Consider the following 25292-nt stretch of genomic DNA (forward strand, 5'->3'; position numbering starts at 1 on the left):
GCGAAAACAGGAAGGGCTTGCCAAGTGGCAAGCCCTTCCTGTTTTCGCTGAATCGATTGTGTGCTTTTAGTTAAGTGCCACAATTAAAGTATTTGTCGTAAGCTGACTCGGGAATCAAATTGAGTTGACTCAGAATTTTGATTGGCCAACGAAGCTTACGAATCAGTGAGTAGTTGTTTGGGTAGTCGCGGAAGGTTTTAGGCGGTGCCTTCACAATCTCTTCAAACTCGGCACGGGTTAAGCCTAACCGCTTAATACACAAGTTGATGACTCGCTCGTCCTCGATGCCGTTGATGTGCTTTACACGTTCCAGCGCTACTTCACGGCTCATTTGATCGGAGCGCACTAGCGCCGAATAGTTAAACAAGCGCCGGTCAATATTAAACTTGGTCCGGTTGAGGTAGTAGATGACACTTTGGTAAAGGTCGTCGAAGTAGTGTGCGCCAGGGTTTACCCACTCCAGTTCCCGGGCTAGCAGCTCGTCCACGTCGGCCCGCACGTAGTCCACGTGGTAGAGTAGCGTCACCGTTTTGATGCGGCGGATAAAGGCATAGTAAAACATCTGCTCTAAATCCAGGTGGAAACCAGGGTCGTCGGCCTTCCACGGGCGTAGCGGTACTGTGCCGAACTGCTTGTGTACGGCCTTCAAGTACTTGCCATCGAGGTAGTTCCAGGTGAGCGGGGCAATGCCTTCCGTCCGAAATGACTGTCCAATAACAATGCGTTGAATCCCTTCCTTGGCGGCTACGCCATACAGCGCCGTTGCAATGCCTACGTCGGTGCCTTCCTCCATATCGGGTGTGGAAGCCTTCAAGAAAGCAATTTTCAAATCTTTCGATTCGCGCCAATCCGAGGTAATGGTGCGCATTTCCACCCCGAGCTTGTGGCAGGCCTTCACCATATTCTCGCCGGCTACAGGATTGCCAAAACCGTCGTTGAAGTGTACGGCCAACGGACGCAGCCCTAGCTTCACCACGCAGTACCACAGCGTAAACGACGAGTCGCGGCCGCCGCTCACGCCGAGCACGCAGTCGTATTTCTTGCCTTTACCTAGCCGTTTAATGTCAGCAGCTATTTCCTGCACTTTCTTACGACCTGCTTCGCCAAGCGGAAAAGCGCGGTCCATGTGGTTGTGTACTTCGCAGAAGTTACATTCTCCTTGCCCATCGAAGGTGATACCAGGAACGGTGGTATCCATGATGCAACGGGTGCAGCGTTGGTAAGCTTGCGCGGTAGAGTACTTAGGTAAGGTACTTTCGCGAGTACGAATCTCCATGTTGAGTTGCAATTATGGGAGAGTAGGTTGGTTGCGGAACCTTGCGGATTCCGGTAGGCGGTGTGGAGCAGGAAGAACAGAGCAGGTAGAATCTTACGGATTCCGGTAGTACAGGGTCAGGAGGGAAGGGTATCGAACTTAAAGCCTTTGCGCAACAGCATCTCACCAATTTGCGTGCCTTTCTCTGCGCGGTCGGGCCGAGGAATGTCTACCACGACTAAATCACCCGCAAATTCGTTGAATTTTCCTTGGGCTCGAATGCCGGCGGCATCCACTGCCAGAGAGCAACCTACGCTTTTTTTGCCTTCGTAGGGCCCTCCCACAATGTACCCCACGGAAGTAGTGCCTACTACGGCCACATTGTAGAGGCGAGCCAGAATAGAATACGGCTTCACCCATTTCTCACGGTACGGGTCGTGTTCCTCGTTGATAGAGTAGTCCACGGTCCAAGAGGAAGGGGAAAGAATGAACTCGGCACCCATCCGAGCCAGCGTGTGACCAATAGAAAGGCCGTCGATGAAGTTGTCGGCGCAAATGTTGACCCCAATCTTGCCTAAGGGAGTGTCCACCACATTCAGCGTTTGCCCTACGGCATAATAAGGCTGCTCAACTGTGAGCAAGTTGATTTTGTGGTACTTGGTGATAATCTCACCTTCCGGATTGATGAGAAGCGCGGCGTTGTATACCCGGCCATCGGCCGTTTTCTCGGTGAGGCCAGCACAGACGTAAATCTTATGGCGAATGGCTTCCTGGCACAACCGATCAGAATACAGACCCGGAATGGGTTGGGCTTCTGTCAGGGCGCTTGGGTGGGTCCAGGCAAAATCCAGTGTTTCGGGTAGCAGTATGACGTCGCAGCCACGAGCGGCAGCCTCGGCTATCATGGAGGCTGCGCGCACTAGGTTACGGTCAGGTTCACCACCCTCGACTAGCAACTGGCCCATCCCGATGCGAACCGTGCTGGTAGCAACTGACGCGGCTGGAGCAGCTGGCTCAGCTACCACTGACGCAGGAGTAGCTACTGGCTGCGATGGAGCAGTTTTGAAAAATTTAAACAAAGCAGCCATATAGCGAAAACGAGAAGCCAATGTTGAGGTTGAATGCTATTTATAGCAAAATAGCAAGATGTGGTACAAGGTGGACCAATTATCAACTTAGCACCCCAAATTTAGTGTTTATCATTGATTCAACTGTCTTAATTGTGGATTAAAATTAGGAGCAAGAACAGTTGTCAACGACGCGTATTTCAGTTCTATCAAGTCCCGACTGTAAAAACCCTACTTTTGCGGCTAATATAAACTGTCTTTTTTCTATTGTCGATGTCCATCGCCAAAACGTATACTCCCGCTGATGTTGAAGCCAAGTGGTATCAACGCTGGCAGGAACAAGGCTTTTTCAAAGCCAGTGCCAACCCGCAAAAAACGCCTTATTCGGTGGTGATTCCGCCGCCTAACGTGACGGGTGTGTTGCACATGGGCCATATGCTCAACAATACTATTCAGGACGTGTTAGTGCGCCGGGCCCGCATGCAGGGCAAGGAAGCTTGCTGGGTGCCGGGCACCGACCACGCCTCTATTGCGACCGAAGCCAAGGTGGTAGCCTTGCTCAAAGAGAAAGGTATCGAGAAAAAAGACTTGACCCGGGAGCAGTTTCTAGAGTACGCTTGGGAATGGAAAGAGAAGTATGGTGGCATCATTCTCGAGCAGCTTAAGAAGCTCGGCGCCTCCTGCGACTGGGACCGGACCCGCTTTACGATGGAGCCCGAACTAACGGAGGCAGTGTTGCGCGTATTCGTGGATCTGCACCAGAAAGGCTTGATCTACCGCGGTATTCGCATGGTCAACTGGGACCCGCAGGGCGGCACCGCCGTGTCCGACGAGGAAGTAATTGCCAAGGACACCATGGCCAAAATGTATCACCTGCGCTATGAAGTAGTAGGCGGTAATACGGAGAATGGCCCTGCGTTTTTGACCGTGGCTACGTCTCGGCCCGAAACCATCATGGCCGACGTGGCTGTAGCCCTGAACCCCAATGATCCGCGCTACACGCACCTGCACGGAGCAAAAGTGCGGATTCCGCTGCTCGGTCGCGAAATTCCGGTTATTCTGGACGAGTACGTAAGCATAGAATTTGGAACGGGCGCGCTGAAAGTAACGCCCGCCCACGATCTAAATGACTACGAGTTAGGCCTCAAGCACAACCTGCCTGTTATCGACATCCTCAACAATGATGGCTCGCTGAACGAAAAAGCCGAACTGTATGTCGGTCAGGATCGGTTTGCGGCGCGCCGTAACATTGTGAAGGACCTGGAAGCTGCGGGCCTGCTCGACAAAGTTGAAGAGTATGCCAGCGTACTGCAAACTTCGGAACGTACCGGGGCGGTAATTGAGCCACGCTTGAGCTTGCAATGGTTCCTGAAGATGGAACACTTGGCTAAGCCTGCGCTAGCCGTAGTGGAGAACGACGAAATCAAGCTGCACCCGCCCAAGTTCAAGAACATGTACCGGGTCTGGATGGAGAACGTGCACGACTGGTGCATTTCGCGCCAGCTGTGGTGGGGCCAGCGCATTCCGGCTTATTACCTGCCCGATGGTACGTATGTAGTAGCGCTGAATGCAGAAGATGCGCTGAAACTAGCACGCGAAAAGAGCGGCAACCAAGAGCTGCAAGTTTCTGATTTGCGGCAGGATGAAGACGTGCTCGATACGTGGTTTTCGTCGTGGTTATGGCCGATTTCGGTGTTTGATGGGTTCAAAGACCCCGACAATGCCGACGTCAACTATTTCTACCCCACCAATGACTTAGTAACGGCGCCCGAAATTCTGTTTTTCTGGGTGGCCCGCATGATCATGGCCGGGCTGGAATACCGCCGCGAGGTGCCGTTCCGCAACGTTTACCTTACGGGTATCGTGCGCGACGCGCAAGGCCGCAAGATGAGTAAGAGCCTCGGCAACTCGCCCGACCCACTCGACTTGATTGCGCAGTACGGCGCCGATGGTGTCCGGACGGGCATGTTGTTTTCGTCGCCGGCCGGCAACGATTTGCTGTACGATGTAAAATTGGTCGAGCAAGGGCGCAACTTCACCAACAAGCTCTGGAACGCCTTCCGGCTCACGCAAGGTTGGGAAGTGGATGCCACCTTGCCGTTTGCCAATGCCAAAGCCGTCGAGTGGTTTTCAGCCAAGCTAAACACCACTTTAGCCGAGTTGGACGAGCATTTCGACAAGTTCCGCATGAGTGATGCGCTGATGACCATTTACAAACTCGTGTGGGACGACTTCTGCTCGTTCTATCTGGAAATGGTTAAGCCAGCTTATCAAGCACCCATCGACCCGGAAACGCTTCGCTACACCACTAGTTTCTTGGAGGCGCTGCTCAAGCTGCTGCATCCGTTTATGCCCTTCATCACCGAAGAAATTTGGCACGAACTAGCTGAGCGCGGCCCCAAAGAGTATGTGTGCGTAGCTACTTGGCCGAAACCACAGTCCGTATCGGGGGCTCCCGAACTGCTGGCTCGTATGGAAAAGGCGCTGGAAATTGTAGCGGGCGTGCGTAACATTCGCAATCAGAAGGGGTTGGGGCCTAACAAACCACTGACCTTGGCTGCCAAAACCGTCGATGCCACTCTGTTGCAAGAATACGACGGCGTCATTCGGAAGCTGGCCGCGCTAAGCGAAATCACGTTGGTGGACACGGCGCCGGCTGCTTCCGTGAACTTCGTAACGGGCGGGACAGAGTATTTCGTGCCGCTAGAAGGGCAGATTGACCTAGGAGCGGAAAGAGTACGCCTCGAAAAAGAACTGGAATACGCCAATGGCTTCCGCGATTCGGTACTGAAGAAGCTCTCGAACGAGAAGTTTGTGCAGAATGCCAAGCCGGATGTGCTAGAGCGAGAGCGGCAAAAGCTAGCCGACGCCGAGGCTAAAATTGCAACGCTTCAGCAAAGTCTCAACAGCTTGTAGTCTCGCCTCAATAAGTTGCTGCGTAGAGACTTGCCTTGGCGGGATAAACCTCTAGTAATAATACACTGGCCGTTTTCTGAAGCCGCAATGCGGTGTAGGGGAACGGCCAGTTTCTGCTAGCAGCAGTTGCAGGCAGCGCAAACATTTTCTGTTGCCGACGTTTCTTTTATTTCAACTTTCCTAAAACTGGCTTCAGGGGCGGCCGTACCCTTTTCGAACCAGAACAGCCCGTATGCTAACTCCACCCATTGCCACCCCCAAGCCCAAGCAAATTGCGTCCCCCACGGTACGCGTACCGATAATTACTATTGGCTCAATGAGCGCGAAAATCCGGAGGTAATCGACTACCTGAAGGCCGAGAATGCCTATTTCGAGGAGCAAATGGCGCCAGTGAAAGAACTGCAAGCCGACTTGTTCACCGAAATCAAGAGCCGCATCAAGGAACAGGACGAGTCGGTGCCGTATCGCGACAATGGCTACTACTACTACGTGCGCTACGAAGCCGGGGAGAATACCCGATTTACTGCCGCAAAAAAGGCAGCTTGGAGGCCCCGGAAGAAGTACTGCTCGATGCCAACGCCATGGGGCAAGGAGAGGCTTACTTCCAAATTGGCGGCTTCCAAGTAAGCAACGACAACCAGCTGTTGGCCTTCAGCGTGGATACTGTGGGCCGCCGCATGTACACGCTGCGCCTCAAAAACTTGGCAACCGGGGAGCTATATCCCGAACAAATAGTGAATACCGGCGGCGAAGCTGTATGGGCTGCCGACAACCATACGGTGTTCTACTCCAAGCAGGACGTAAACACGCTCCTGACCTACCAGATATACCGTCACCAGTTAGGCACCGACCCGGCGCAGGATGTGCTGGTATACGAGGAAGAAGACAACACCTTCCACATTGGCGTAAGCCAATCCAAGTCGCGCCAGTACATTTTCGTGCAGATGGGCAGCACTATGTCGTCGGAGACGCGCTACTTGGAAGCCACTAATCCGACGGGTACTTTCCAGGTGTTCCTGTCCCGCGAGGAAGACCATTTGTACGAGGTCGAGCACTTCGAAGACAACTTCTACGTGCTGTCCAACGATGGCGCGCCCAATTTCCGGTTGCTGAAAACGCCCATCACTGATACCAGCAAAAAAGCCTGGCAGGAAATAATTCCTCATCGGACCGACGTGTTTCTGGAAAATATGGAGCTGTTTCGAGACTACCTCGTGCTAGGCGAGCGGCAGGAAGGTTTGTTGCAACTGCGCGTGATGCGGTGGCAGGGCGGCGACGAGCACTACCTCAATTTCGGCGAACCCACGTACACGGCCGCCATCAGCATCAATCCCGAGTTCGATACGCAGGTGCTGCGCTACGGCTATTCATCCCTCACGACGCCTACCAGCACCTTCGACTACGACATGACTACCCGTACCAAAACGCTCTTGAAAGAGCAGGCGGTACTAGGTGATTTTCGGAAGGAAAACTATGTGACCGAGCGGCTTTATGCCACTGCGCAAGATGGCACCCGGATACCAATGTCCATCGTCTACAAGCAAGGCTTTCAAAAAGACGGGCGCGCGCCGCTGCTGCAATATGCGTACGGGTCGTATGGCATCTCCATTGATCCCACCTTCAGCGCCGCCCGCCTGAGCTTGCTCGACCGAGGTTTTGCGTATGTTATTTGCCACATTCGGGGAGGGCAGGAACTCGGGCGGCAGTGGTACGAGGATGGCAAGCTGCTCAACAAGAAAAATACCTTCTCCGATTTTACTGACTGCTCAGCCTATCTGATTCAGGAGCAGTACACCTCATCGGCCACATTATTTGCCGCAGGCGGCTCGGCGGGCGGTTTGCTGATGGGCGCCGTTATCAACTTGCACCCCGAGTATTACAAAGGGGTAGTAGCAGCCGTGCCTTTCGTGGACGTAGTAACTACCATGCTCGACGACACAATTCCGCTCACTACCGGCGAGTACGACGAGTGGGGCAACCCCAATGAGCAGCTCTTCTACGACTACATGCTCTCGTACTCGCCCTATGATAACGTGCGGCCGCAAGCGTACCCGAACCTGCTCGTCACCACCGGTTTGCACGACTCGCAGGTGCAGTACTTTGAGCCCGCTAAATGGGTAGCCAAGCTCCGCGTCACTAAAACTGACGATAACCTCGTATTGCTGCACACCGATATGGAAGCGGGGCATGGCGGTGCTTCGGGCCGCTTCAAATCCATCCACGACGCGGCACGTCAGTTTGCCTTCATGCTCTTGCTGCTGAAATAGGGTGCTTCGCAGCTTGAGCAACCCTTCAAGTGCAGCTTATTGCCTCCTAAACCGACATACTTTCGAAGATTTCAAGCGCCATCTAGCTGTAGAGTTAGGTGGCGCTTTCGATGTAAGCTTGGGTGTAGCGCTAAGTCTAGAAATCTGTATACTATATTTTATTATCTATATAATTGATTATCAAGTATATGTGATTTATTTTTAAGTAATTAATGCCTTAAGAGTAAACATACTGTGGTTTTTTAAGTCAATAAGACCAGTACAAGGATGTAAAGCCTTGAATGAAACTAAATCTGAAGGCCATTTAACTGAAAAACCGCTAGTTACCTCGCTACACCCTTCTAAAAATTGGTGCTTCAGACAAGCAACATTTATAGGATACGCAGGGTAAGCAGTACTGCCGAGCGTAGGAAATGAACCAGAGTGAGCATAGGCGGCTGACTTGACCGTCTGCATAAGCCGGCAAACAGGTGCACATTATTACTGAGGGTTGGAGCCACTAATTGCTCGGAACGGTGTCTGTGGCTCCGGTTGCTAGTTCTCACCGCCAAGTGAGGCGGACGAGAAGGAGTAACCCGACAAACAAGAAGATTCTCTTTACCAGAAATAAAACAAAGACCCAAGCGAGGACGCAGGGCAGTTGCAGTAGTTGATTGTATGAAAAAGCTTTCCTTTCTAGTAGTACTTCTTAGTAGTAGCTATCTGGCAATGGCCCAGCAACCCGCCGGGACGGGTCGCCCGGCGGGTGGCCCCCCGGCTGGCGGACCACCCGCGGGTGGGCAGCGTCCGGCATTGGCCGGACCTGTGCAGCCGCAGCAAGGCAGTGGCCGTATCACGGGCACCATTACCGATGCCGGAACCAAGCAGCCGGTGCCTTATGCTACTGTGGTACTGCTCAATCCGGCTACTGGCAAGCCCGTCGATGGTGCCGCCGCCGACGAAAGCGGTAAGTTCGCTGTGAGTAAAGTGGCAGCTGGTACTTATACCGTTCAGATCAGCTTTCTTGGGTACAAGTCGATTGACAAGCCGGGCATTGTCATCACCGATGCCGGCAACACTGTAGCTCTTGGCACAATTGCGCTGGCTTCGTCGGCGCAGGCGCTGAAAGAAGTAGTGGTTGAAGGCCAACGCGCGTTGGTGGAAGAAAAGGTTGACCGCACGGTTTATAACGCCGAGAAAGACGAAACCACCCGCGGCGGCGACGCCACCGACGTGCTCAAGCGGGTGCCCATGCTGTCGGTGGACTTGGATGGCAACGTGAGCTTGCGTGGCAGCAGCAACATCCGGGTGCTCATCAACAACCGGCCTTCCACGATCTCCGCCAATAGCATTGCCGATGCGCTCAAGCAGATTCCGGCTGACCAGATCAAATCGGTGGAGGTGATTACCTCACCTTCAGCCAAATACGACGCCGAAGGTTCGGGCGGTATCATCAACATCGTGACCAAGCAAAACAACTTGCAGGGCTTTACGCTCGATGCGCGCGGCAGTGGCGGCTTGCGTAGTGCCGACTTCGGCTTGAATGGCAGCTACCGCACCGGCAAGATGGGCTTCTCGCTCGGTGGTGGGGGCCGGGCGCAATACAACACCCCCGGCCGCTTCTCGAACGTGCAGAATACGTTTGATACGGATGGGACCTACTTGGCTCAAGCCACGCAAACCGCCAAAACGCGCAACAACAACCTGTTCGGCCGCTATTCGCTGGGCTGGGACTACGATATCAACAAGTACAACTTCCTGTCGGCTTCGGTGCAGCTAGGCGTGCGCAATGGCACCAACTACCAAGACAACCTACTGAGCGAATCGTACCGCCTTGACTCGTTAGGTAACTATCCGCTGAGCCGCAGGGATGTGCGCAATGCTCGGACGCTGGATGAGTCGAACACGCTGGATCTGAACCTAAACTACACGCGCACGTTCGAGACGCCGCAGCAGGAGTTCAGCATATTGGCCCTCTACAGCCGCAACAATCGCACAAACAATTACACCAACGATATTCTCGAAAGCCTCGACCAGAACTCGAGTAGCCAACTTCGTAACCAGAACGACAGCTACAATCAGGAGATGACGCTGCAGTTCGACTACCAGATGCCGGTTGGTAAAAATCAGATGGTAGAAGTGGGCGCCAAAGACATCATGCGCCAGGTGAACAGTGAGTACGCCACCTTCGCAGATGGGGTGCAAACAATAGGAACCAATTTGTCTAACACATTCACCTACGACCAAAATGTAGCGGCTGGTTACGCTTCGTACACATTGGGTTTCCTGAAGAATTACACCGTGAAAGCCGGTGCCCGCTACGAATACACTACCATCGAAGCCAACTTCCAAGCCTCCGACACCGACGTTGATATTCCTTCTTATGGCGTGCTGGTACCGAGCGTGAACTTGTCGCGCAAGTTTGCCAGCGGCAACACCCTGAAGGCCGGTTACAACCGCCGGATTCAGCGCCCTTCGCTGCAATTCCTGAACCCCAACCGGCAGGCCGCCAACCCTCTGAACATCACGCAGGGAAATCCGGAGCTGGATCCTGAATATACCAACAACTTCGAGCTAGGGTACAACACGTTCATCAAGAAAACCTCGCTCAACTTCTCGCTTTTCGCTCGTAACACGACCGGTTCCATTCAGGCAGTACGTACTAGCAGCCTCGATACCATCAAGACTACCTTCGACAACATCGGGCAGGAAAATGCTTACGGCGGCAGTGTATTCGCCAACGTTAACCTCAACAATAAGTTGACCCTTGGCGGCGGCTTCGATACGTACTATGCAGTGCTAGACAACAATCTGTCGGACCCTATTTTCCAGGCCAAAAACCAGGGTTGGGTGATTAGCGGCCGGATGCAAGGTAGTTATGCTTTCACCAAAGGATGGGGGCTGCAATTCTTTAGCTTCTACCGCGGGCGTCAGGTGCAACTCCAGGGCTACCAAGGCGGTTTTGGGGTGTATAGCTTGGGTGTAAAGAAAGATTTCAACGAGAAGAAAGGCAGCATCGGGGTAGGTGCCGACAACTTCTTTACGCCGCGCAACAACATCCGCACCGAAATCAACTCACCCATTCTGGCCCAAAACAGCGTCAACGTACTCTATCGGACAGGTTTCCGTGTGAACTTAAGCTACCGGATTGGCAAGCTGACGACGGCGCCACCTAAGCGCAAGAAATCAATCAACAACGACGACCAGAAAGAGGAGGGCGGCAACGACAGTGGTGGCCAGCAGGGCGGCGGGCGGCCCTAAGTAGGTACCAAGCACTACAGCAACTTTCTTTGATCTAAAGCAAATTGGCGACGCATACATGCGTCGCCAATTTGCTTTACAGCTCTTGGAAAATCCCGCTTTCTATAGTCTACAAGAAAGGCTTCAAGAAGGATGGCACCGCACCCGTGCAGCAATACGCTTACGGGTCCTACGGCAACTCCACCAACGCCACGTTTAGTGTCGCGCGCTTAAGTTTGCTCGACCGGGGCTTCGCCTATGTCATCTGCTACGTTCGGGGAGGGCAGGAACTCGGGCGGCAGTGGTATGAAAATGGCAAGAAGCTGAACAAGAAAAACACCTTCACCGACTTCACCGATTGCTCTAAATACCTGATTGATCAGAAGTTTGCCTCGGCGGATAAGCTGTTCGCACAAGGTGGTTCGGCGGGTGGCCTGCTGATGGGTGCCGTAGTGAACCTGCACCCCGAGTACTACAAAGGGGTAGTGGCGGCCGTGCCCTTCGTGGACGTGGTAACCACTATGCTCGATGCTAGCATCCCGCTCACTACCGGGGAGTACGACGAGTGGGGCAACCCCAACAAGAAAGAGTTCTATGACTACATGCTCTCGTACTCGCCCTACGACCAAGTACGCGCCCAAGCATACCCGAACCTGCTCGTCACCACCGGCTTGCACGACTCGCAGGTGCAGTACTTCGAGCCCGCCAAGTGGGTAGTCAAGCTCCGCACCATGAAAACCGACGACAATTTGTTGCTCTTGCACACCGATATGGCTGCTGGCCACGGCGGCGCCTCCGGCCGCTTCAAATCCATCAACGATGTAGCCCGGCAATATGCCTTTATACTTATGTTGTTGGGAGTGAAAGCTTAACCCGTAAATCGTCTCGCAATAAAAAGCCCCGCCATGACATGGCGGGGCTTTTTATTGCAAAGAAGGGTATGAGTTCAGGCGCAAAAGCTAGTCACGCACCCTCAGGCTGTCTGGAACCGGACCACGGGTAGCGGCAACCAGTTGGTTTTGCAGTTGGAAGTTTACGGTCTCACAGTCTGAGAAGCGTTGTTCTGACTGTTTAAGAGCTTCTTCCAGTTTGTTGATGCGCAGGTATAGAAAAATGATGAGGCCTAGGGAGATGAGCAGGGCACCAAGAGGCAGCACTTTGTTCATGAAGGGAATGGTTGAATGGGTACTTGTCGGATGGTTAACTGTTTCAGCGAATTGTAGAACAGCCAACAATTCAACACACAACCCTGCAACAATTAAATAGCCGTATTTGGGTCAAACTGCTCTAAATAATCGGCCACCTTGCGCACAAACATGCCGCCCAACGAGCCATCAACCACGCGGTGGTCGTAGGAGTGCGACAGGAACATGAATTGCCGCACGCCAATCAAGTCGCCCTGCGGGGTTTCGATGACGGCTGGCTTCTTCTTAATAGCACCCACCGCCATAATAGCTACCTGCGGCTGCATAATGATGGGCGTACCCATCACATTGCCAAACGAGCCGACGTTGGAAATGGTGTAAGTGCCGCCCTCTAGGTCTTCGGGCTTGAGTTTGTTTAACCGGGCCCGGTTGGCGAGGTCGTTTACGCGCTTACTTAGGCCGTTGAGGTTAAGCTGGTCGGCATTGTGAATCACGGGTACAATAAGGTTGCCGGAAGGCAAGGCTACGGCTACCCCAATGTTGATGTCGCGCTTCTTGATGATGTAGTCTCCCTCCACCGACACATTGATGTTGGGGAAATCCTGGATGGCGCGGGCAATAGCCTGAATGAAGATAGGCGTAAAGGTGAGGTTCTCGCCCTCGCGCTTCTTGTAGGCATCCTTGTTTGCGTTGCGCCAGTTCACAAGGTCTGTTACGTCGGCCTCCACGAACGACGTGACGTGCGGGGCAATCCGCTTGGAATCGACCATGCGCTGCGCAATCATCTTGCGCATCCGGTCCATTTCAATCAGCTCCTGGTTTCCACTGATAGATGGTACAGCCTTGGTTGCGGATTGGCTGCTGGCTGCGGGTTGTGGCGTTGCAGTTGCAGGAGTGGGCGCTGCTTGAACGGCAGGAGCAGCTTGCGGGGCGGGCGTGGCAGTAGCTGGAGCACTAGCTTCTGGCGTTGCCGGCGCAGGCGTTGGGGCCGCCGGTTGGGGTGCCGCAGCTTGCGCGACCAGGGGCTTTTTACCAGCAGCTACGTAGTCAAGAATGTCTTTCTTCGTGACGCGGTTTTCGCTACCCGTGCCGGGTAGGTATTCCAGATCGGCCATCGAAATACCTTCCTCGCGCGCAATGCTGAGCACGAGCGGCGAGTAAAAACGGCCCGGTTGCGGCTGCGCGGTGGGTTGCTCCGCAGTGGTACCAGGTTCAGGTATGTACGGAACTTCGGCTACGCCATTGTCGGGAACAGCAGGTGTTTCAGCGGAAGTGGAAGCAGGCGCTGCGGGGGCGGCCGCCGGAGTAGCGGTATCGGCTCTGGCTGGCTCGGTTTCCACAATGGCAATGGGTGCTCCTACCGCTACTACTTGGCCTTCTTGCACCAATATCTCCTGCAACACGCCGGCCTGAATAGCGGGTACTTCGGTATCTACTTTGTCGGTTGCAACTTCCAGCACCGATTCGTCTTGCTCAATCGTGTCGCCGACTTGCTTGAGCCATTTCAGAACGGTGCCTTCCATGATACTTTCGCCCATTTTGGGCATCACCATTTCCACTCGTGCCATGCGGTAGGGATAGGGGTTGTGTTAATTATTGGGTGGGGAGTTTTCGAGCTCAAAGGTAACCGAAAACCCGAACGCCAAGGGCGTCTACGTACCACTGATATACTAAGCTGCGCCGACTGATACCTTGGTTGCTGTAGTAACGGTCATGCTGAGCTTATCGAAGCATCTCGCGTGCTGACGTTGTAGAGGTATTGTCATGCTGAGCGCAGCCGAAGCATCTCGCTCGTGTGGTAAACTCAGGTAGCATGGCAACCTCAGCACGCGAGATGCTTCGACAAGCTCAGCATGACAGGAGGTGGGCTTAACTAAAACGTAGTGTTGCTACACTTCCTTTGGAATAGTTGGTAGATTCTGGCGTAGCAGGTTCAGCGCCATGGTGACGGTATACTCCACATTGAGCTGGCGGCCGCGGTTGAAAGTGAATTGGCGGCTAACAGTTTGATTGGCATCGGCGTAGGCAATGCAAATAGTGCCGACCGGTTTGGTTTCGGTGCCGCCGTCGGGGCCGGCAATACCGCTGGTAGCAAGGGCTACGTCAACGCCGAGCCGGCGGCGGGCACCTTCGGCCATTTCCCGGACGGTGGCTTCGCTCACGGCTCCGTGCGCAGCCAATGTTTCGGGCAGCACGCCTAGCTCCTGCATTTTTATGTCGTTGTGGTAGGCCACCACACTACCGCGGAAGTAGACAGAGCTGCCGGGTACACTCGTGATTTTGTGCGCGAGTAAGCCCCCCGTGCAGCTTTCGGCTGTGCCCACCGTCAAACTTCGTGCTTGCAGCATCTGGCCAACAGCGGCCTCGATCTTCACCTCACCTTCCGCGAAAATGTATTCGCCAATGGCTGCTCGTAACTCGGGCAACAAGGCTTCCATCCGCTGCCGCAAATGAGGCAACCCGTCATCGTGGCCCGTAAGGCGCAGCCGGACCCCACCTAAATAGGGCAGGTACGCCAGCTTGATATTCGGGGGCAGGGCGGTTTCCCAATTCGCTATTTTTTCAGCCAAAAACGACTCGCCTAACCCAATGGTCTGGACCACCACATGTTCGATGGGCGGCACCTGAAAGCGAGTTTGCAGCCGCGGCAGCACTTGCTCGGTCATCAGGTACTTCATTTCGTGCGGTACACCGGGCATGCTCACGAACACCGTTCCTGCGTCCTCAAACCACATACCCGGTGCCGTGCCTACGGCATTGAACAATACCTCACAGTTAGCGGGTACCATGGCTTGCTGCCGGTTCACTTCGAGCATGGGGCGGTTGAAACGGCGAAATATGTCCTCGACGTGCGTGAGGGTGGGTTGATGCAGCACCAGTTCGCTGTGAAAGTAACGCGCCAGCACGTGCTTGGTGAGGTCGTCTTTGGTCGGCCCGAGGCCACCGGTGATGAGCACCACTTGGGCTCGTTGGCGAGCCAAGTCAAGCGCAGTTACAATTTCATCGGCACGGTCGGAAACGCTGGAAATCTGCCGGACACGCAACCCAATAGTGGCCAACTCTTGGCCCATAAAGGCTGAATTGGTGTCGATAACCTGCCCGTAGAGCAGTTCGTCGCCAATGGTCATAATTTCAACGTCGGGGAGCATGGGCATAAGGAAGAGGTTAGGATAGGAGAGGGAAATGGCGCAATTTGGTGCCACGACGCGTAAGACCACCACGAGGGCGGTCTGGTTTTAGTCTTTTATTTATTATGAATTGTTTTCGCGCATTAACTCTTGCCATAACCTTGAGCGTGGCGGCTCCGCTGGTGGTTCAGGCTCAAACCACAGCCAAAAAAACTACCACCACAAAAAAGACCACTACAACAAAAAAGCCTGCTGCTAAAGCGCCAGCTAAAACAACAACGACCACCAAAACCACAACGGCCAAAACCACCGCTGCCGCCGCGGTAGCCGCCGTTGTAAAAGCGCCGCTCACCGATTCGGAAGCGAATAGTGGCCTGAAAGAAGCTCTTACGCAAAGCATCACGCGCAGTATCGAACAGGCTTCTGCCACCGACGGCTTCAACGCCAATACCGACATCCGTATTCCGTTTCCGCCCGAAGCCGAGTTGGTAGCGGCTACGATGCGCAAACTGCGTTTGGGCGCTTTGGTCGACAACTTTGAGGTGGCTTTGAATCGGAGCGCCGAGGCGGCCGCCAAAGAGGCCGGGCCTGTTTTCTTGGGTGCTGTTCAAAATTTAAGTTTTCAGGATGCACTTGGGCTGGCTACCAGCAAAGAAGAAGACGCGGCTACCACCTTCTTGTACGGGAAAACTGCCGATCAACTCAAAACTGCTTTCCAACCTATTATTCAGCAGTCGTTGGAGCAAACGGGTGCTACCAAGCTATACGCCGAAATGGTGGGCCGCTACAACAAGATTCCGCTTGTTACCAAGCTGGAACCACAGCTTACGCCTTATGCTTCTCAGAAGACGGTAGACGGCCTTTTCACGTTGGTAGCCGCCGAAGAAGCAAAGATTAGAGCTAACCCTGCTGCGCGCGGTAGTGAACTGTTGAAACGAGTTTTCGGAAAGTAACTGTCAGTGCACTAAAAAGCCGTGCTGTAGTTGTGGCGCTCTGTAGCGTGGAGCAAATTCCCACGCTACAGGGCGCTGCATTTGTTTTGGTCCGGTTTCTGCAAAAGACCAACCACAATCAGTACCTCGTCTTTCTCGCCATGAACTACCGCCGTTTTCTCGCTTTACCACTCGTGCTGCTAGGGTTGCAACTCAGCGCGTCCGCTCAAATATTTTCTTTGCCTAAAATTGGCCAGATCAAGCTGCCGACCCCAAGACGTCCACCACTTCAACGAGCACGAGCCACGGCAGCCTAACCAACACCGAGACAGCCAATGGCCTCAAAGAAGCGCTGGTGCAAGGCATCAGCAAAGGCACCGACCAAGCTTCCAAAACAGACGGCTTCTACCTCAACCGCCTCATCCGCATTCCCTTCCCGCCCGACGCACAACGCGTTGCCAATACATTGCGTTCTATCGGGCTCGGCAGCCAGGTTGATAAGTTCGAGCTGTCGTTGAACCGGGGGGCAGAAGACGCCGCTAAGAGTGCCAAGCCTATCTTTTTATCGGCTATCAAAAGCCTGACGTTTACGGACGTGTGGAATATCCTGACCGGTGAGAAAAATGCGGCTACGCAGTATTTGCAGCGCACTACCACTCCGCAGCTCACCACGGCTTTCAAGCCCATCATTCAGCAGAGCCTCGATAAAGTAGGGGCCACCCGCTACTACACTGACCTCTCGACCCGCTACAATAAAATTCCGCTGGTAACGCCCGTGCAAACCGACCTGAACCAGTACGCCACCGGCAAGGCTATCGACGGATTGTTCACCCTCGTTGCGCAAGAGGAAGCCAATATCCGCGAGAACCCCGTGGCCCGCACTACCGAACTATTGAAGCGGGTTTTTGGTAGCAAAAGCTAGTAGAGCACTACTGGCAACCACAGAACAGTCCTGCCACCAAACCAAACAGCCCGTGCTATGTAGCGCGGGCTGTTTGGTTTGGTGGCAGGACCGTTTTACCTCAAGAGCCTAAAAGGTTAAGCTCTAGGTTTAGAAATCATCATCGTCGAAGCTACTGCGGCCACTGCGGCGGCTTGAACCACCTAGGTCGTCATCGTCATCATCGTCGAAGTCATCATCGTCATCGTCGAGGCTGCTGAATCCGCGGCTACCGTCAGGATCTTCGGCGGCTTCGGCAGTGGTATATTCTTCTTCGGTCATGCTGGCCAGGTCCAGCGCCTCGTCGTGGGAGGAACCTGTATCACGCCACATCAGGTAATCGGCATATTTAGCCGAAAGCTGATCTTCGGAAGAACCACGGGTTTTGCTGCCGCCAGTTTTAGCGAAGCTATCCAGGTCGTCGTCATCCAGGTCGTCGTCGTCGAGGTCGTCGTATTGTCTCATGGCCTTGTCAGGGGCTTGGGAAGTGGATAATAAATTAGCTCTAATGGCAAGGTTACCGGTGCGAAGATACGTGACGGAAGGTTTTGGGTTAGTGGTCGAGATGGTAAAAAGCACAGGCTGGACCTGTAAGTAGGCATTATTTCGATGAAGTGAGTTAGTACTTCTCTGCTTCATATAGCTGCAAAACAGAGGGTTACTCGCTAAATTCAAAAGGCTCGATGACTTCCAGCGCCAAAGCTCAGTTAAATAGGCTGTCCTGTTGAAGAGAAGTGCTTTCTCAGCCGGCTTTTCCTAGTGATAACTCCGGCTTAACCGCAGGCAAAAGTGATTTACCGGGCGGCTCTTGCTCCAAAGTCCGTCACGTTTAATTGCTCGGTACAGAAGTTGTATTCCTCTGGCACATTGCTGGATACGAGCACAGTGCGCCCTTCCAGCGTTGCGCGCACATGTTCTAGATACCATGCTACGCCGGCACGGTCAAGATTGGTAGTAGGCTCGTCGAGGAGGAGCAGGGGAGTATCAGCATAAAGCGCTAAAGCCAGCTTTAGGCGCTGCTTCATGCCTGAGGAAAAGTCGCGCACCAACTTGTGACGGGACTTTTCGAGGTACATCAGCTCGATTAGTTGCTGCTGCGTGATCCCCGGCCTCAGTGGCTTGAAACGAGTGTGAAAATGCAATAACTCGGTCAGCGTGAGCTCCTCAATCAACTCTAGATACGGCGCGGCGTAAGCCAGCAGGGGTGGGACCTCTTCTACAGGTACTGTTTGGCTCTTATGTTGGTAGACCAACGTGCCATCCGTGGGAAGTTGCTGGCCCGAAAGGGTATTCAGCAGTGTACTTTTACCCGCGCCGTTGGGGCCCAAAATAGCCGTGGCGGAACCCGATTGGAACGTGTGCGTCAGGCCCCGGAAAATCCATTCACGAGCGTAGCGTTTGCCAAGCCCGGTAGCTTCAATCTGCACCGTTGCCGTTGCGCGAGTAGCCCTTAATTACGCCGCGTCCAGAATTACGCACGAAGTTCACTACCTCGTCGCGCTCCGGCGAGGGCGCTAATTCCAACTCAATTTTGTCAAGTGCGTCGTTGTTGTTCATGCCACCTAAAAATAGCAACCGGTATAGCTGCTGAATTTCGGAAATTTTCTGGTCGGAATAGCCGCGCCGGCGCAGTCCAATGCTGTTAATGCCAGCATAAGTGAGGGGCTCGCGCCCGGCCTTCACGAAGGGCGGAACATCTTTACGCACCAACGACCCCCCTGAGACCATAGCGTGCTGACCTACCTTCACAAACTGATGCACCGCCGAAGTGCCACCGATAATGGCATGGTCCCCGATTTCTACGTGACCAGCAAGCTGAACCCCGTTTGCCAGCACGCAATGGTTGCCTACGATGCAGTCGTGAGCAACGTGCACATAGGCCATGAGCAAGCAATTAGAGCCTACCACAGTTTTCAATCGATCTACAGTGCCACGGTTTACCGTCACGCACTCCCGAATGACGGTGTAGTCGCCGATAATAACCGAAGTTTTTTCGCCGGCAAACTTCAGGTCTTGGGGAATGGCAGCAATAACGGCGCCCGGAAAGATCTTGCAGTTCTTGCCGATGCGGGCCCCGGACATAATTGTTACGTTCGGACCAATCCAGGTACCTTCCCCAATCTCCACATCCTTATCAATGGTTGTGAAAGGTTCCACAACCACGTTTTGCGCGATTTTGGCTTCGGGATGGATATAGGCGAGCGGCTGGTTCATTCGGAGGAGGAGAGATTCTGAATTATGAATTCTGAACTATGAATTGAATGAACGATTCAGACCAGCCGACATATTGCCCAACGTGGTTGTCAATTCAGAATTCATAATTCAAAACTCAGAATTAAAATATTAAGCGTCTTTACGTACGATGGCGGCACTCATTTCAGCCTCCATTACCACTTTGCCATTGACAAAAGCCTGACCTCTCATCTTCGCAATGCCGCGCTTGACAGGAGCCAGCAACCAGCAGCGGAAAATGATAGTATCGCCGGGCTTCACCATGCGGCGGAAGCGGCAATTTTCGATGCCCACAAAGTACGGGGTATAATTCTCTGGATCCGGTACAGTATTCAGCACCAAAATACCACCCGTCTGGGCCATAGCCTCTACTTGCAGCACACCCGGGAATACGGGGTTGCCAGGATAGTGGCCTGTAAAGAACGGCTCATTGATGGTTACATTTTTGATGCTGGCCACCGACGTATCGTCGAGGTGAATCACCTTGTCGATCAGCAGGAACGGGTAGCGGTGAGGCAGTACCTGCATGATCTGGTTGATGTCCATGACCGGCTCACGCGCAGGATCGTAGTGCGGCACGGGGGAGGAGTTGGCCTCCATCATCTTCTTCTTAATCTTCTTGGCGAAGGCTACGTTGGCGGCATGACCCGGCCGAGCCGCTAGAATCTGCCCCTTCAGCGGCCTACCCACCAGCGCTAAGTCGCCTACCAAGTCAAGGAGCTTGTGGCGGGCGGGCTCGTTTTTGTAGCGCAGGTCTACGTTGTTGAGGATGCCTTCCTTCTTGACCGCCACTTTGGGCTTGCCGAGCATGGTGGCTAGTTCACTCAATTCGTCTTCACTCACTACGCGGTCCACTACCACAATAGCATTGCTTAGGTCGCCGCCCTTGATGAGGTTTTGTTTATAGAGTGCCTCTAGCTCGTGCAGAAAGCAAAAAGTTCGCGAGCTGGAAATATCATTTTTAAACAAGCTGATGTCCGTCAACGAGGCGTGTTGAGAGCCCAACACGGGGGAGTTGTAGTCCACCATTACCGTCAAGCGGTAATCGTTGAGAGGAAGCGCGGCAAGCTCCACGGCACGGCCGTTGTCTACGAAGCGAATTTCCTCAGGAATCTCGTAGAAGTTGCGCAATGCATTTTGTTCTTCTAGGCCAGCGTCTTCCAGCGCTTGGATGAACTGATAACTGGAACCATCCATGATAGGCGGCTCCGGGCCATCGAGTTTGATGAGAACGTTGTCGATCTGCAACCCGACCAAGGCCGCCAGCGTGTGCTCCACAGTGTTGACGCGGGCTCCGTTTTGTTCGATGGTGGTGCCCCGCGAAAGGTCTACTACATTGTCTACGTCAGCCACTACAATAGGCTGATCGGGCAAATCCATGCGCTGGAACTGGTAACCGTGGCCTACGGGAGCCGGGCAAAACGTCATGGTGGCTTGAACGCCGGTGTGCAGCCCGATGCCGCTTACCGTCACGGGAGCCTTGATGGTATGTTGCTTGTCGTTCATTTTGGGTAGCTATCAGCAATAAGCTGTAAGCTGCAAGCGAAGAAGGCGAAAAAACAGGTAATGAAAAGGCCGCCAAACTTACAACGTGTAGCGGCACTTACAGCGACAAAGCTAGGACTTTTCCGGCGGGTTCGTACGGCGCTCTAGTTGCGTGATGCGACGTTCCAAATCGGGTAGGTGCCGAAAAACGGCTTGCGCCCGCAGACTATCACGCAAATTGAAGGCCGGAGCACCCTGCAAAAACTGTCCTTCTTCTTTAATAGACTTGCCCACACCCGATTGTGCCGTAACAGTAGTGCGATTCGCCAGCGTCAGGTGGCCGGCCAAGCCGACTTGGCCCGCCAATACACAGAAGTCTCCGATTTTGGTGGAGCCCGAAATGCCGCTTTGTGAGGCTACTACCGTGTGCCGTCCTATTTCTACGTTGTGCGCAATCTGGACCAAGTTGTCAATCTTTGAGCCCTCCCGGATGACGGTGGAACCCATCGTAGCGCAGTCAATTGTAGCATTGGCGCCAATGCTGACGTTGTCTTCTAATACCACGTTGCCAATCTGCGGAATGGTTCGGTACGAACCATCAGGCTGCGGAGCAAATCCAAACCCATCGGAACCGACTACAGCGCCCGCGTGGATGGTGCACCGCTCGCCAATTACGGTTTCGGCGTAGATTTTCGCCCCGGCATACAAGATGGTGCCGTTGCCAATTTTGCACCGGTCGCCGATGAACACGTGTGGAAATATCACGACATCATCGCCGATCTGGCAATTCTCACCGATATAGGAAAACGCCCCGCGGTAGTGGTTGCCGCCGATGGTAGAGTTGGTCCCCATAAAGCTCGGCTCCTCCACGCCCCGGCGGCCAGTGCGAGTTGCTTGCTGGTAAAACTCCAGCAGCGTGGTAAAACTGGAATAAGGGTCGTCGACGCGGATTAGCGCGGTTTGGACGGGTTGGCGCAACTCTAGGTTGCGACTCACAATAACGGCCGAAGCACCGGTCGTATAGAGGTGTGGCTCGTACTTCAGGTTGGCTAGAAAAGAAAGAGAACCCGCTTGGGCTTCTTCGATTTTTGCCAGCCGATCAATCCGCTGGGACGCGTCGCCTTCCACTGCGCCGCGCAGCACTTCTGCTATCTGGCCTACCGTAAATTCCATCGGGCAAAAGTAGATAAAAGTTGGTGCTGGTGCATCGTGCTCAATTATGCAGGACAGCAATAAAGGTTTACAGCCATTCTGCACAGCCTAACGCCTGCTAACAGAAGTACCTAGCCAGCGTGATGCTGTTGGAAAATATTGTCAAAGTCACGGTCATGCTGAGCGCAGTCGAAGCATCTCGCGTGCTGACGTTGTGGTGCTGAATTAGGTTACCACACGAGCGAGATGCTTCGACTGTGCTCAGCATGACAATAGCGTGGCAAAGTCGGCAGATAAAATGCATCAGTAAATTCAGTATGACGGGCTTTGAGTTGAGCTTAACATTATAATATCTCTTTAGGGTAACAGATATAATGCTTCTCGACGCGTTGGCCGAGGGCTTTGATGTTAGGCAGGTCGGAGGCTTCGGCTACGTTCACCACGCGGCCACGCTTGGTTAGCACATCAATCGTGTCTTGGCCGTCGGCGTCATAGGCGTTATTGCTGATGCGGCCGGCAATCATGAGTTGGGCCGCGTCGTTGGGAGAGAGGCCAAACCGCTCGGCAATCAGCTCGACAATACCGATTTGAAAGTCGTCATCGAAGGCTTCGGTTTGGAGGCTGATTTTGAACAGGTGTCGATCCAAGATGCTTTGAGCGAGGTAGCTCAGCACTTTGTCGGGATGGTCGGCCCACAACTTTACGGCACTCCACACGTCGGTGTCGTCGAGGCGGGTGAAGCGGCGCAGGATAGCATCGTCGGCCTCGAATTCTGCTTGTGATACGGCTTTGGCCAGGAAAAAATGCAGGGCCGGGGAGGCGGGTACTTTATGACCGGCGCGGGTGAGGTCTTGGGCGCGCTGCATGATGCGAATAATCATCTGCTCGGCGCTCGTGACGGTTTTGTGCAGGTACACCTGCCAGTACATCAAGCGGCGGCTCACCAAGAAGTTTTCGATGCTGTACACCGCCTTTTCTTCGAGCACCAGCCGCTCATTTACCACGGTCAGCATCTTGATGAGGCGGTCAGCGCCGGGGCGGCCTTCCTGCACCCCGGTGTAGAACGAGTCGCGGTTGAGGTAGTCGAGCCGGTCCATGTCGAGCTGGCTGCTGACTAGCTGGTGGAAGAATGGTCGGTGGTAAGTGCCTTGGAAAATATCGATGGCCAAATCCAAGGCGCCGTCGAACTCGGCGTTCAGCTTCCGCATTAGGTGCAGGCTGATTTCCTCGTGATTGACGTCGTGGAAAATGCTGCGCTCCAAAGCGTGGGAAAGGGGGCCGTGGCCGATGTCGTGGAGCAGAATGGCCGCCATAGCGGCCTCGCCTTCCTTGGCCGAAATCTTGATGCCTTTGTCTTTGAGCGTGCGCAGGGCCAGCGTCATGAGGTGCATGGCGCCTAAGGCGTGGTGGAAACGCGTATGCAGTGCCCCCGGATATACGAACATCGTGAGACCCAACTGCTGAATCCGCCGAAGACGCTGAAAATAAGAATGTTCAATCAAGTCGAACAACAACTCCGTGGGATAGTTACAAAGCCATACACCGGGTCGTTGAAGATTTTCTTCTTGTTCATAAGCAGTAGCTCGAAGCTCCAGCTTCGCGCATCGGGGAACGGATGAAAAGGATGCCGGACCAACGAATTTCGTGCGATGAGACGCGAGGCTGGAGCTTCGCGCTTTTTTCAGCGGCAACAGAACCCAAGTATTTTCCGCTACTTTACGGCGGAGTTTGATGGGAATATCGGTTGGAAGTAATTTTTTAAATCAAAAACCAGGGATTGGCAGTAAAGCTACTTACGAAACTTCAGTTGCAACCTGTTTAAGCCAAGTGGCCTCTTTGTAGTCTAACTGCACTGCGGGCGTTGCAACTACCTGCTGAAGCTCGTTAAATGAGTCGCCGACTAGCAACTGGTTAGTTGGCAGTACATGCATTCACCTCCCCAACCACCCATATGCAACAGTATAGCATACTCTGGGCCGACGATGAAATCGACCTACTCAAGCCCCACATTCTCTTCCTCAAAGAAAAAGGATACGATGTAACGGGCGTTAATTCCGGGGCCGATGCCATCGAACAAATCCAGGAGCAGACCTACGACATCGTATTCCTAGATGAGAACATGCCCGGTCTTACCGGCCTCGAAACCCTGACAGAAATAAAAGCCGTGCGCCCGACCGTGCCGGTAATCATGATAACCAAGAGCGAAGAAGAGCACATAATGGAAGAGGCTATCGGCTCCAAGATTGCCGATTACCTCATCAAGCCCGTTAACCCGAGCCAGATTCTGCTCTCGGTGAAGAAAGTGCTCGACAACAAGCGCCTGGTTTCCGAAAAAACCAATTCTGGCTATCAGCGCGACTTCCGTCAACTCGGCATGCAGCTTTCCGACCGCCTCACGCCGAGTGAGTGGGCCGATGTATACAAGAAGCTGGTGTATTGGGAGTTGGAAATTAATGAGACGGAAGGCAAGAGCATGGCCGACGTCTTCAACATGCAGAAAGACGAGGCCAACACCTACTTTGGCCGCTTCATCACCGAGGATTACGAGGATTGGGTGAATGGCGACGACAAGGATGCCCCGCTCATGTCGCACCAGTTGTTCAAGGACCGGGTGTTCCCGCTCATGAAAGCCACCGGCGACACGCCCGTCTACTTTGTGCTCATCGACAACCTGCGCTACGACCAGTGGAAGATTCTGGAGCCGATTATCGCCGAATTATTCACCGTGGATCAGGAGGAAATGTACTACTCCATTCTGCCCACTACCACGGCCTACGCTCGCAACGCCATCTTCGCGGGCATGATGCCCGGTGATATCCAGAAGAAATACCCTAACCTGTGGGTGTGGGACGACGATGACGAGGGTAAAAACCTGCACGAAGCCGAGTTAGTGGAAATAAACTTCCAGAAGGCCGGCCAGAAGCAGAAGTTCAGCTACAACAAGGTAACCAACCTGCAAGCCGGCAAAGACTTGCTCGGCAAAATGGCCAACCTGCACAACAACAACAAGCTGAACATCATCGTCTACAACTTTGTGGACATGCTCTCGCACGCCCGCACCGACATGGCCATGATTCGGGAGCTAGCCGCCGATGAGTCGGCGTACCGCAGCATCACCCGTTCGTGGTTTCTGCACTCGCCGCTCTACGAAATGCTCCAGCAGATTTCCGAGCGCAAAGGCAAGCTTATCATTACCACCGACCACGGTACCATCCGTGTGAAGCGCCCGTACAAGATTGTAGGCGACCGGAACACCAACACCAACTTGCGTTACAAGCACGGCAAAAACCTCGGCTTCGATGACAGCAAGGACGTGTACACGGTCCGCAAGCCGGAGCGCATCTTCCTGCCTCGCGAAAACGTGAGCACCGCCTACGTCTTCACAGTCGGCGACTATTTCTTCGCCTACCCCAACAACTATAACTACTACGTGAACTACTATAAGGACACGTTCCAGCACGGCGGCATTTCGTTGGAGGAATGTATAATCCCCTATATCACGCTGACCCCAAAAGGGTAGAAGGATTCAAATCATAGCAAGTAAAAAGCACGAG

17 protein-coding genes and 2 pseudogenes are annotated in these 25292 nt (G+C 53.7%); 8 read left to right on the forward strand and 11 right to left on the reverse strand.

Features of this window, described 5'->3' with window-relative positions; all coding sequences use genetic code 11:
- Window positions 1–70: 70 nt before the first annotated feature.
- Both MUN86_RS07995 and MUN86_RS08000 read right to left on the reverse strand, forming a co-directional pair.
- Window positions 71–1276 carry an N-acetyl sugar amidotransferase gene (locus tag MUN86_RS07995; protein ID WP_280640614.1) on the reverse strand — a complete coding sequence of 402 codons (1206 nt, stop codon included), beginning with the start codon at window positions 1274–1276 and terminating at the stop codon, window positions 71–73.
- 116 nt (window positions 1277–1392) lie between these two features.
- Entirely contained in the window at window positions 1393–2343 is a 951-nt protein-coding gene (locus tag MUN86_RS08000) for a carbon-nitrogen hydrolase family protein (RefSeq protein ID WP_245123892.1), read from the reverse strand.
- Window positions 2344–2595: 252 nt separating this feature from the next.
- On the opposite strand from MUN86_RS08000, the gene MUN86_RS08005 reads away from it, so the two are divergent.
- The 5 genes and pseudogenes from MUN86_RS08005 to MUN86_RS08020 all read left to right on the forward strand — a co-directional run.
- On the forward strand, window positions 2596–5238 hold the full coding sequence (locus MUN86_RS08005) for a valine--tRNA ligase (RefSeq protein WP_245123895.1): 2643 nt from the start codon (window positions 2596–2598) through the stop codon (window positions 5236–5238).
- A 126-nt stretch (window positions 5239–5364) separates the two neighbouring features.
- Window positions 5365–6620 (forward strand): annotated as a pseudogene (locus tag MUN86_RS32295) (S9 family peptidase); the annotation flags it as partial.
- A gap of 141 nt (window positions 6621–6761) precedes the next feature.
- Window positions 6762–7505 (forward strand): prolyl oligopeptidase family serine peptidase, encoded by a 744-nt coding sequence (locus tag MUN86_RS32300; RefSeq protein ID WP_375379494.1) that lies wholly within the window; start codon window positions 6762–6764, stop codon window positions 7503–7505.
- A gap of 657 nt (window positions 7506–8162) precedes the next feature.
- Window positions 8163–10745: a TonB-dependent receptor gene (locus MUN86_RS08015; RefSeq protein WP_245123898.1), complete on the forward strand. Its 2583-nt coding sequence runs from the start codon at window positions 8163–8165 to the stop codon at window positions 10743–10745.
- Between the two features lie 89 nt (window positions 10746–10834).
- Window positions 10835–11596: pseudogene (locus MUN86_RS08020) on the forward strand (prolyl oligopeptidase family serine peptidase); the annotation flags it as partial.
- Window positions 11597–11683: 87 nt separating this feature from the next.
- On the opposite strand, the gene MUN86_RS08025 reads toward MUN86_RS08020, so the two are convergent.
- From MUN86_RS08025 to MUN86_RS08035, 3 genes are all read right to left on the reverse strand, one after another.
- Complete coding sequence (locus tag MUN86_RS08025) at window positions 11684–11890, reverse strand: hypothetical protein (protein ID WP_245123901.1); 207 nt, start codon at window positions 11888–11890, stop codon at window positions 11684–11686.
- Window positions 11891–11982: 92 nt separating this feature from the next.
- Window positions 11983–13437 carry a dihydrolipoamide acetyltransferase family protein gene (locus MUN86_RS08030; RefSeq protein ID WP_245123904.1) on the reverse strand — a complete coding sequence of 485 codons (1455 nt, stop codon included), beginning with the start codon at window positions 13435–13437 and terminating at the stop codon, window positions 11983–11985.
- 321 nt (window positions 13438–13758) lie between these two features.
- Window positions 13759–15024 carry a competence/damage-inducible protein A gene (locus MUN86_RS08035; protein ID WP_311181807.1) on the reverse strand — a complete coding sequence of 422 codons (1266 nt, stop codon included), beginning with the start codon at window positions 15022–15024 and terminating at the stop codon, window positions 13759–13761.
- A 98-nt stretch (window positions 15025–15122) separates the two neighbouring features.
- On the opposite strand from MUN86_RS08035, the gene MUN86_RS08040 reads away from it, so the two are divergent.
- Window positions 15123–15950: a DUF4197 domain-containing protein gene (locus MUN86_RS08040; RefSeq protein WP_245123907.1), complete on the forward strand. Its 828-nt coding sequence runs from the start codon at window positions 15123–15125 to the stop codon at window positions 15948–15950.
- A 334-nt stretch (window positions 15951–16284) separates the two neighbouring features.
- Window positions 16285–16851, forward strand: coding sequence for a DUF4197 domain-containing protein (locus MUN86_RS08045; RefSeq protein ID WP_311181808.1), 567 nt, complete (start codon window positions 16285–16287; stop codon window positions 16849–16851).
- A gap of 129 nt (window positions 16852–16980) precedes the next feature.
- Here MUN86_RS08045 and MUN86_RS08050 read toward each other — a convergent pair whose 3' ends face one another.
- The 6 genes from MUN86_RS08050 to MUN86_RS08075 all read right to left on the reverse strand — a co-directional run bounded on the left by MUN86_RS08050 (window position 16981) and on the right by MUN86_RS08075 (window position 23240).
- Window positions 16981–17334, reverse strand: a complete 354-nt coding sequence (locus MUN86_RS08050; RefSeq protein ID WP_245123909.1) for a hypothetical protein — start codon at window positions 17332–17334, stop codon at window positions 16981–16983.
- A gap of 329 nt (window positions 17335–17663) precedes the next feature.
- The gene (locus MUN86_RS08055; RefSeq protein WP_245123912.1) at window positions 17664–18296 is read right to left on the reverse strand and encodes an ABC transporter ATP-binding protein; all 633 of its coding nucleotides are present in this window, start codon (window positions 18294–18296) and stop codon (window positions 17664–17666) included.
- Entirely contained in the window at window positions 18286–19083 is a 798-nt protein-coding gene (gene lpxA, locus MUN86_RS08060; RefSeq protein WP_245123915.1) for an acyl-ACP--UDP-N-acetylglucosamine O-acyltransferase, read from the reverse strand. Before lpxA ends, MUN86_RS08055 begins: the two co-directional genes overlap by 11 nt.
- Before the next feature lie 129 nt (window positions 19084–19212).
- Window positions 19213–20607, reverse strand: coding sequence for a bifunctional UDP-3-O-[3-hydroxymyristoyl] N-acetylglucosamine deacetylase/3-hydroxyacyl-ACP dehydratase (locus tag MUN86_RS08065; RefSeq protein ID WP_245123917.1), 1395 nt, complete (start codon window positions 20605–20607; stop codon window positions 19213–19215).
- Window positions 20608–20718: 111 nt separating this feature from the next.
- The gene (gene lpxD / locus MUN86_RS08070) at window positions 20719–21759 is read right to left on the reverse strand and encodes a UDP-3-O-(3-hydroxymyristoyl)glucosamine N-acyltransferase (RefSeq protein WP_245123920.1); all 1041 of its coding nucleotides are present in this window, start codon (window positions 21757–21759) and stop codon (window positions 20719–20721) included.
- A 323-nt stretch (window positions 21760–22082) separates the two neighbouring features.
- A complete protein-coding gene (locus MUN86_RS08075; protein ID WP_311181809.1) occupies window positions 22083–23240 on the reverse strand; it encodes an HD domain-containing protein in 1158 nt (385 codons plus the stop codon).
- Between the two features lie 449 nt (window positions 23241–23689).
- Here MUN86_RS08075 and porX point away from each other — a divergent pair, with 449 nt between their 5' ends.
- The gene (gene porX, locus MUN86_RS08080) at window positions 23690–25258 is read left to right on the forward strand and encodes a T9SS response regulator signal transducer PorX (RefSeq protein ID WP_245123923.1); all 1569 of its coding nucleotides are present in this window, start codon (window positions 23690–23692) and stop codon (window positions 25256–25258) included.
- Window positions 25259–25292: the final 34 nt, after the last annotated feature.

Source organism: Hymenobacter volaticus, assembly GCF_022921055.1.
GTDB classification, from domain to species: Bacteria; Bacteroidota; Bacteroidia; order Cytophagales; family Hymenobacteraceae; genus Hymenobacter; species Hymenobacter volaticus.

What these genes read in the sequence shown, in the direction of transcription:
- MUN86_RS08030 (WP_245123904.1), bottom strand. Translation starts at nt 13,437, where the DNA reads ATGGCACGAGTGGAAATGGTGATGCCCAAAATGGGCGAAAGTATCATG.
- lpxD (WP_245123920.1), bottom strand. Translation starts at nt 21,759, where the DNA reads ATGGAATTTACGGTAGGCCAGATAGCAGAAGTGCTGCGCGGCGCAGTG.
- MUN86_RS08015 (WP_245123898.1), top strand. Translation starts at nt 8,163, where the DNA reads ATGAAAAAGCTTTCCTTTCTAGTAGTACTTCTTAGTAGTAGCTATCTG.
- porX (WP_245123923.1), top strand. Translation starts at nt 23,690, where the DNA reads ATGCAACAGTATAGCATACTCTGGGCCGACGATGAAATCGACCTACTC.
- MUN86_RS08065 (WP_245123917.1), bottom strand. Translation starts at nt 20,607, where the DNA reads ATGAACGACAAGCAACATACCATCAAGGCTCCCGTGACGGTAAGCGGC.
- MUN86_RS08025 (WP_245123901.1), bottom strand. Translation starts at nt 11,890, where the DNA reads ATGAACAAAGTGCTGCCTCTTGGTGCCCTGCTCATCTCCCTAGGCCTC.
- MUN86_RS32300 (WP_375379494.1), top strand. Translation starts at nt 6,762, where the DNA reads ATGTCCATCGTCTACAAGCAAGGCTTTCAAAAAGACGGGCGCGCGCCG.
- lpxA (WP_245123915.1), bottom strand. Translation starts at nt 19,083, where the DNA reads ATGAACCAGCCGCTCGCCTATATCCATCCCGAAGCCAAAATCGCGCAA.
- MUN86_RS08000 (WP_245123892.1), bottom strand. Translation starts at nt 2,343, where the DNA reads ATGGCTGCTTTGTTTAAATTTTTCAAAACTGCTCCATCGCAGCCAGTA.
- MUN86_RS08005 (WP_245123895.1), top strand. Translation starts at nt 2,596, where the DNA reads ATGTCCATCGCCAAAACGTATACTCCCGCTGATGTTGAAGCCAAGTGG.
- MUN86_RS08035 (WP_311181807.1), bottom strand. Translation starts at nt 15,024, where the DNA reads ATGCCCATGCTCCCCGACGTTGAAATTATGACCATTGGCGACGAACTG.
- MUN86_RS07995 (WP_280640614.1), bottom strand. Translation starts at nt 1,276, where the DNA reads ATGGAGATTCGTACTCGCGAAAGTACCTTACCTAAGTACTCTACCGCG.
- MUN86_RS08050 (WP_245123909.1), bottom strand. Translation starts at nt 17,334, where the DNA reads ATGAGACAATACGACGACCTCGACGACGACGACCTGGATGACGACGAC.
- MUN86_RS08040 (WP_245123907.1), top strand. Translation starts at nt 15,123, where the DNA reads ATGAATTGTTTTCGCGCATTAACTCTTGCCATAACCTTGAGCGTGGCG.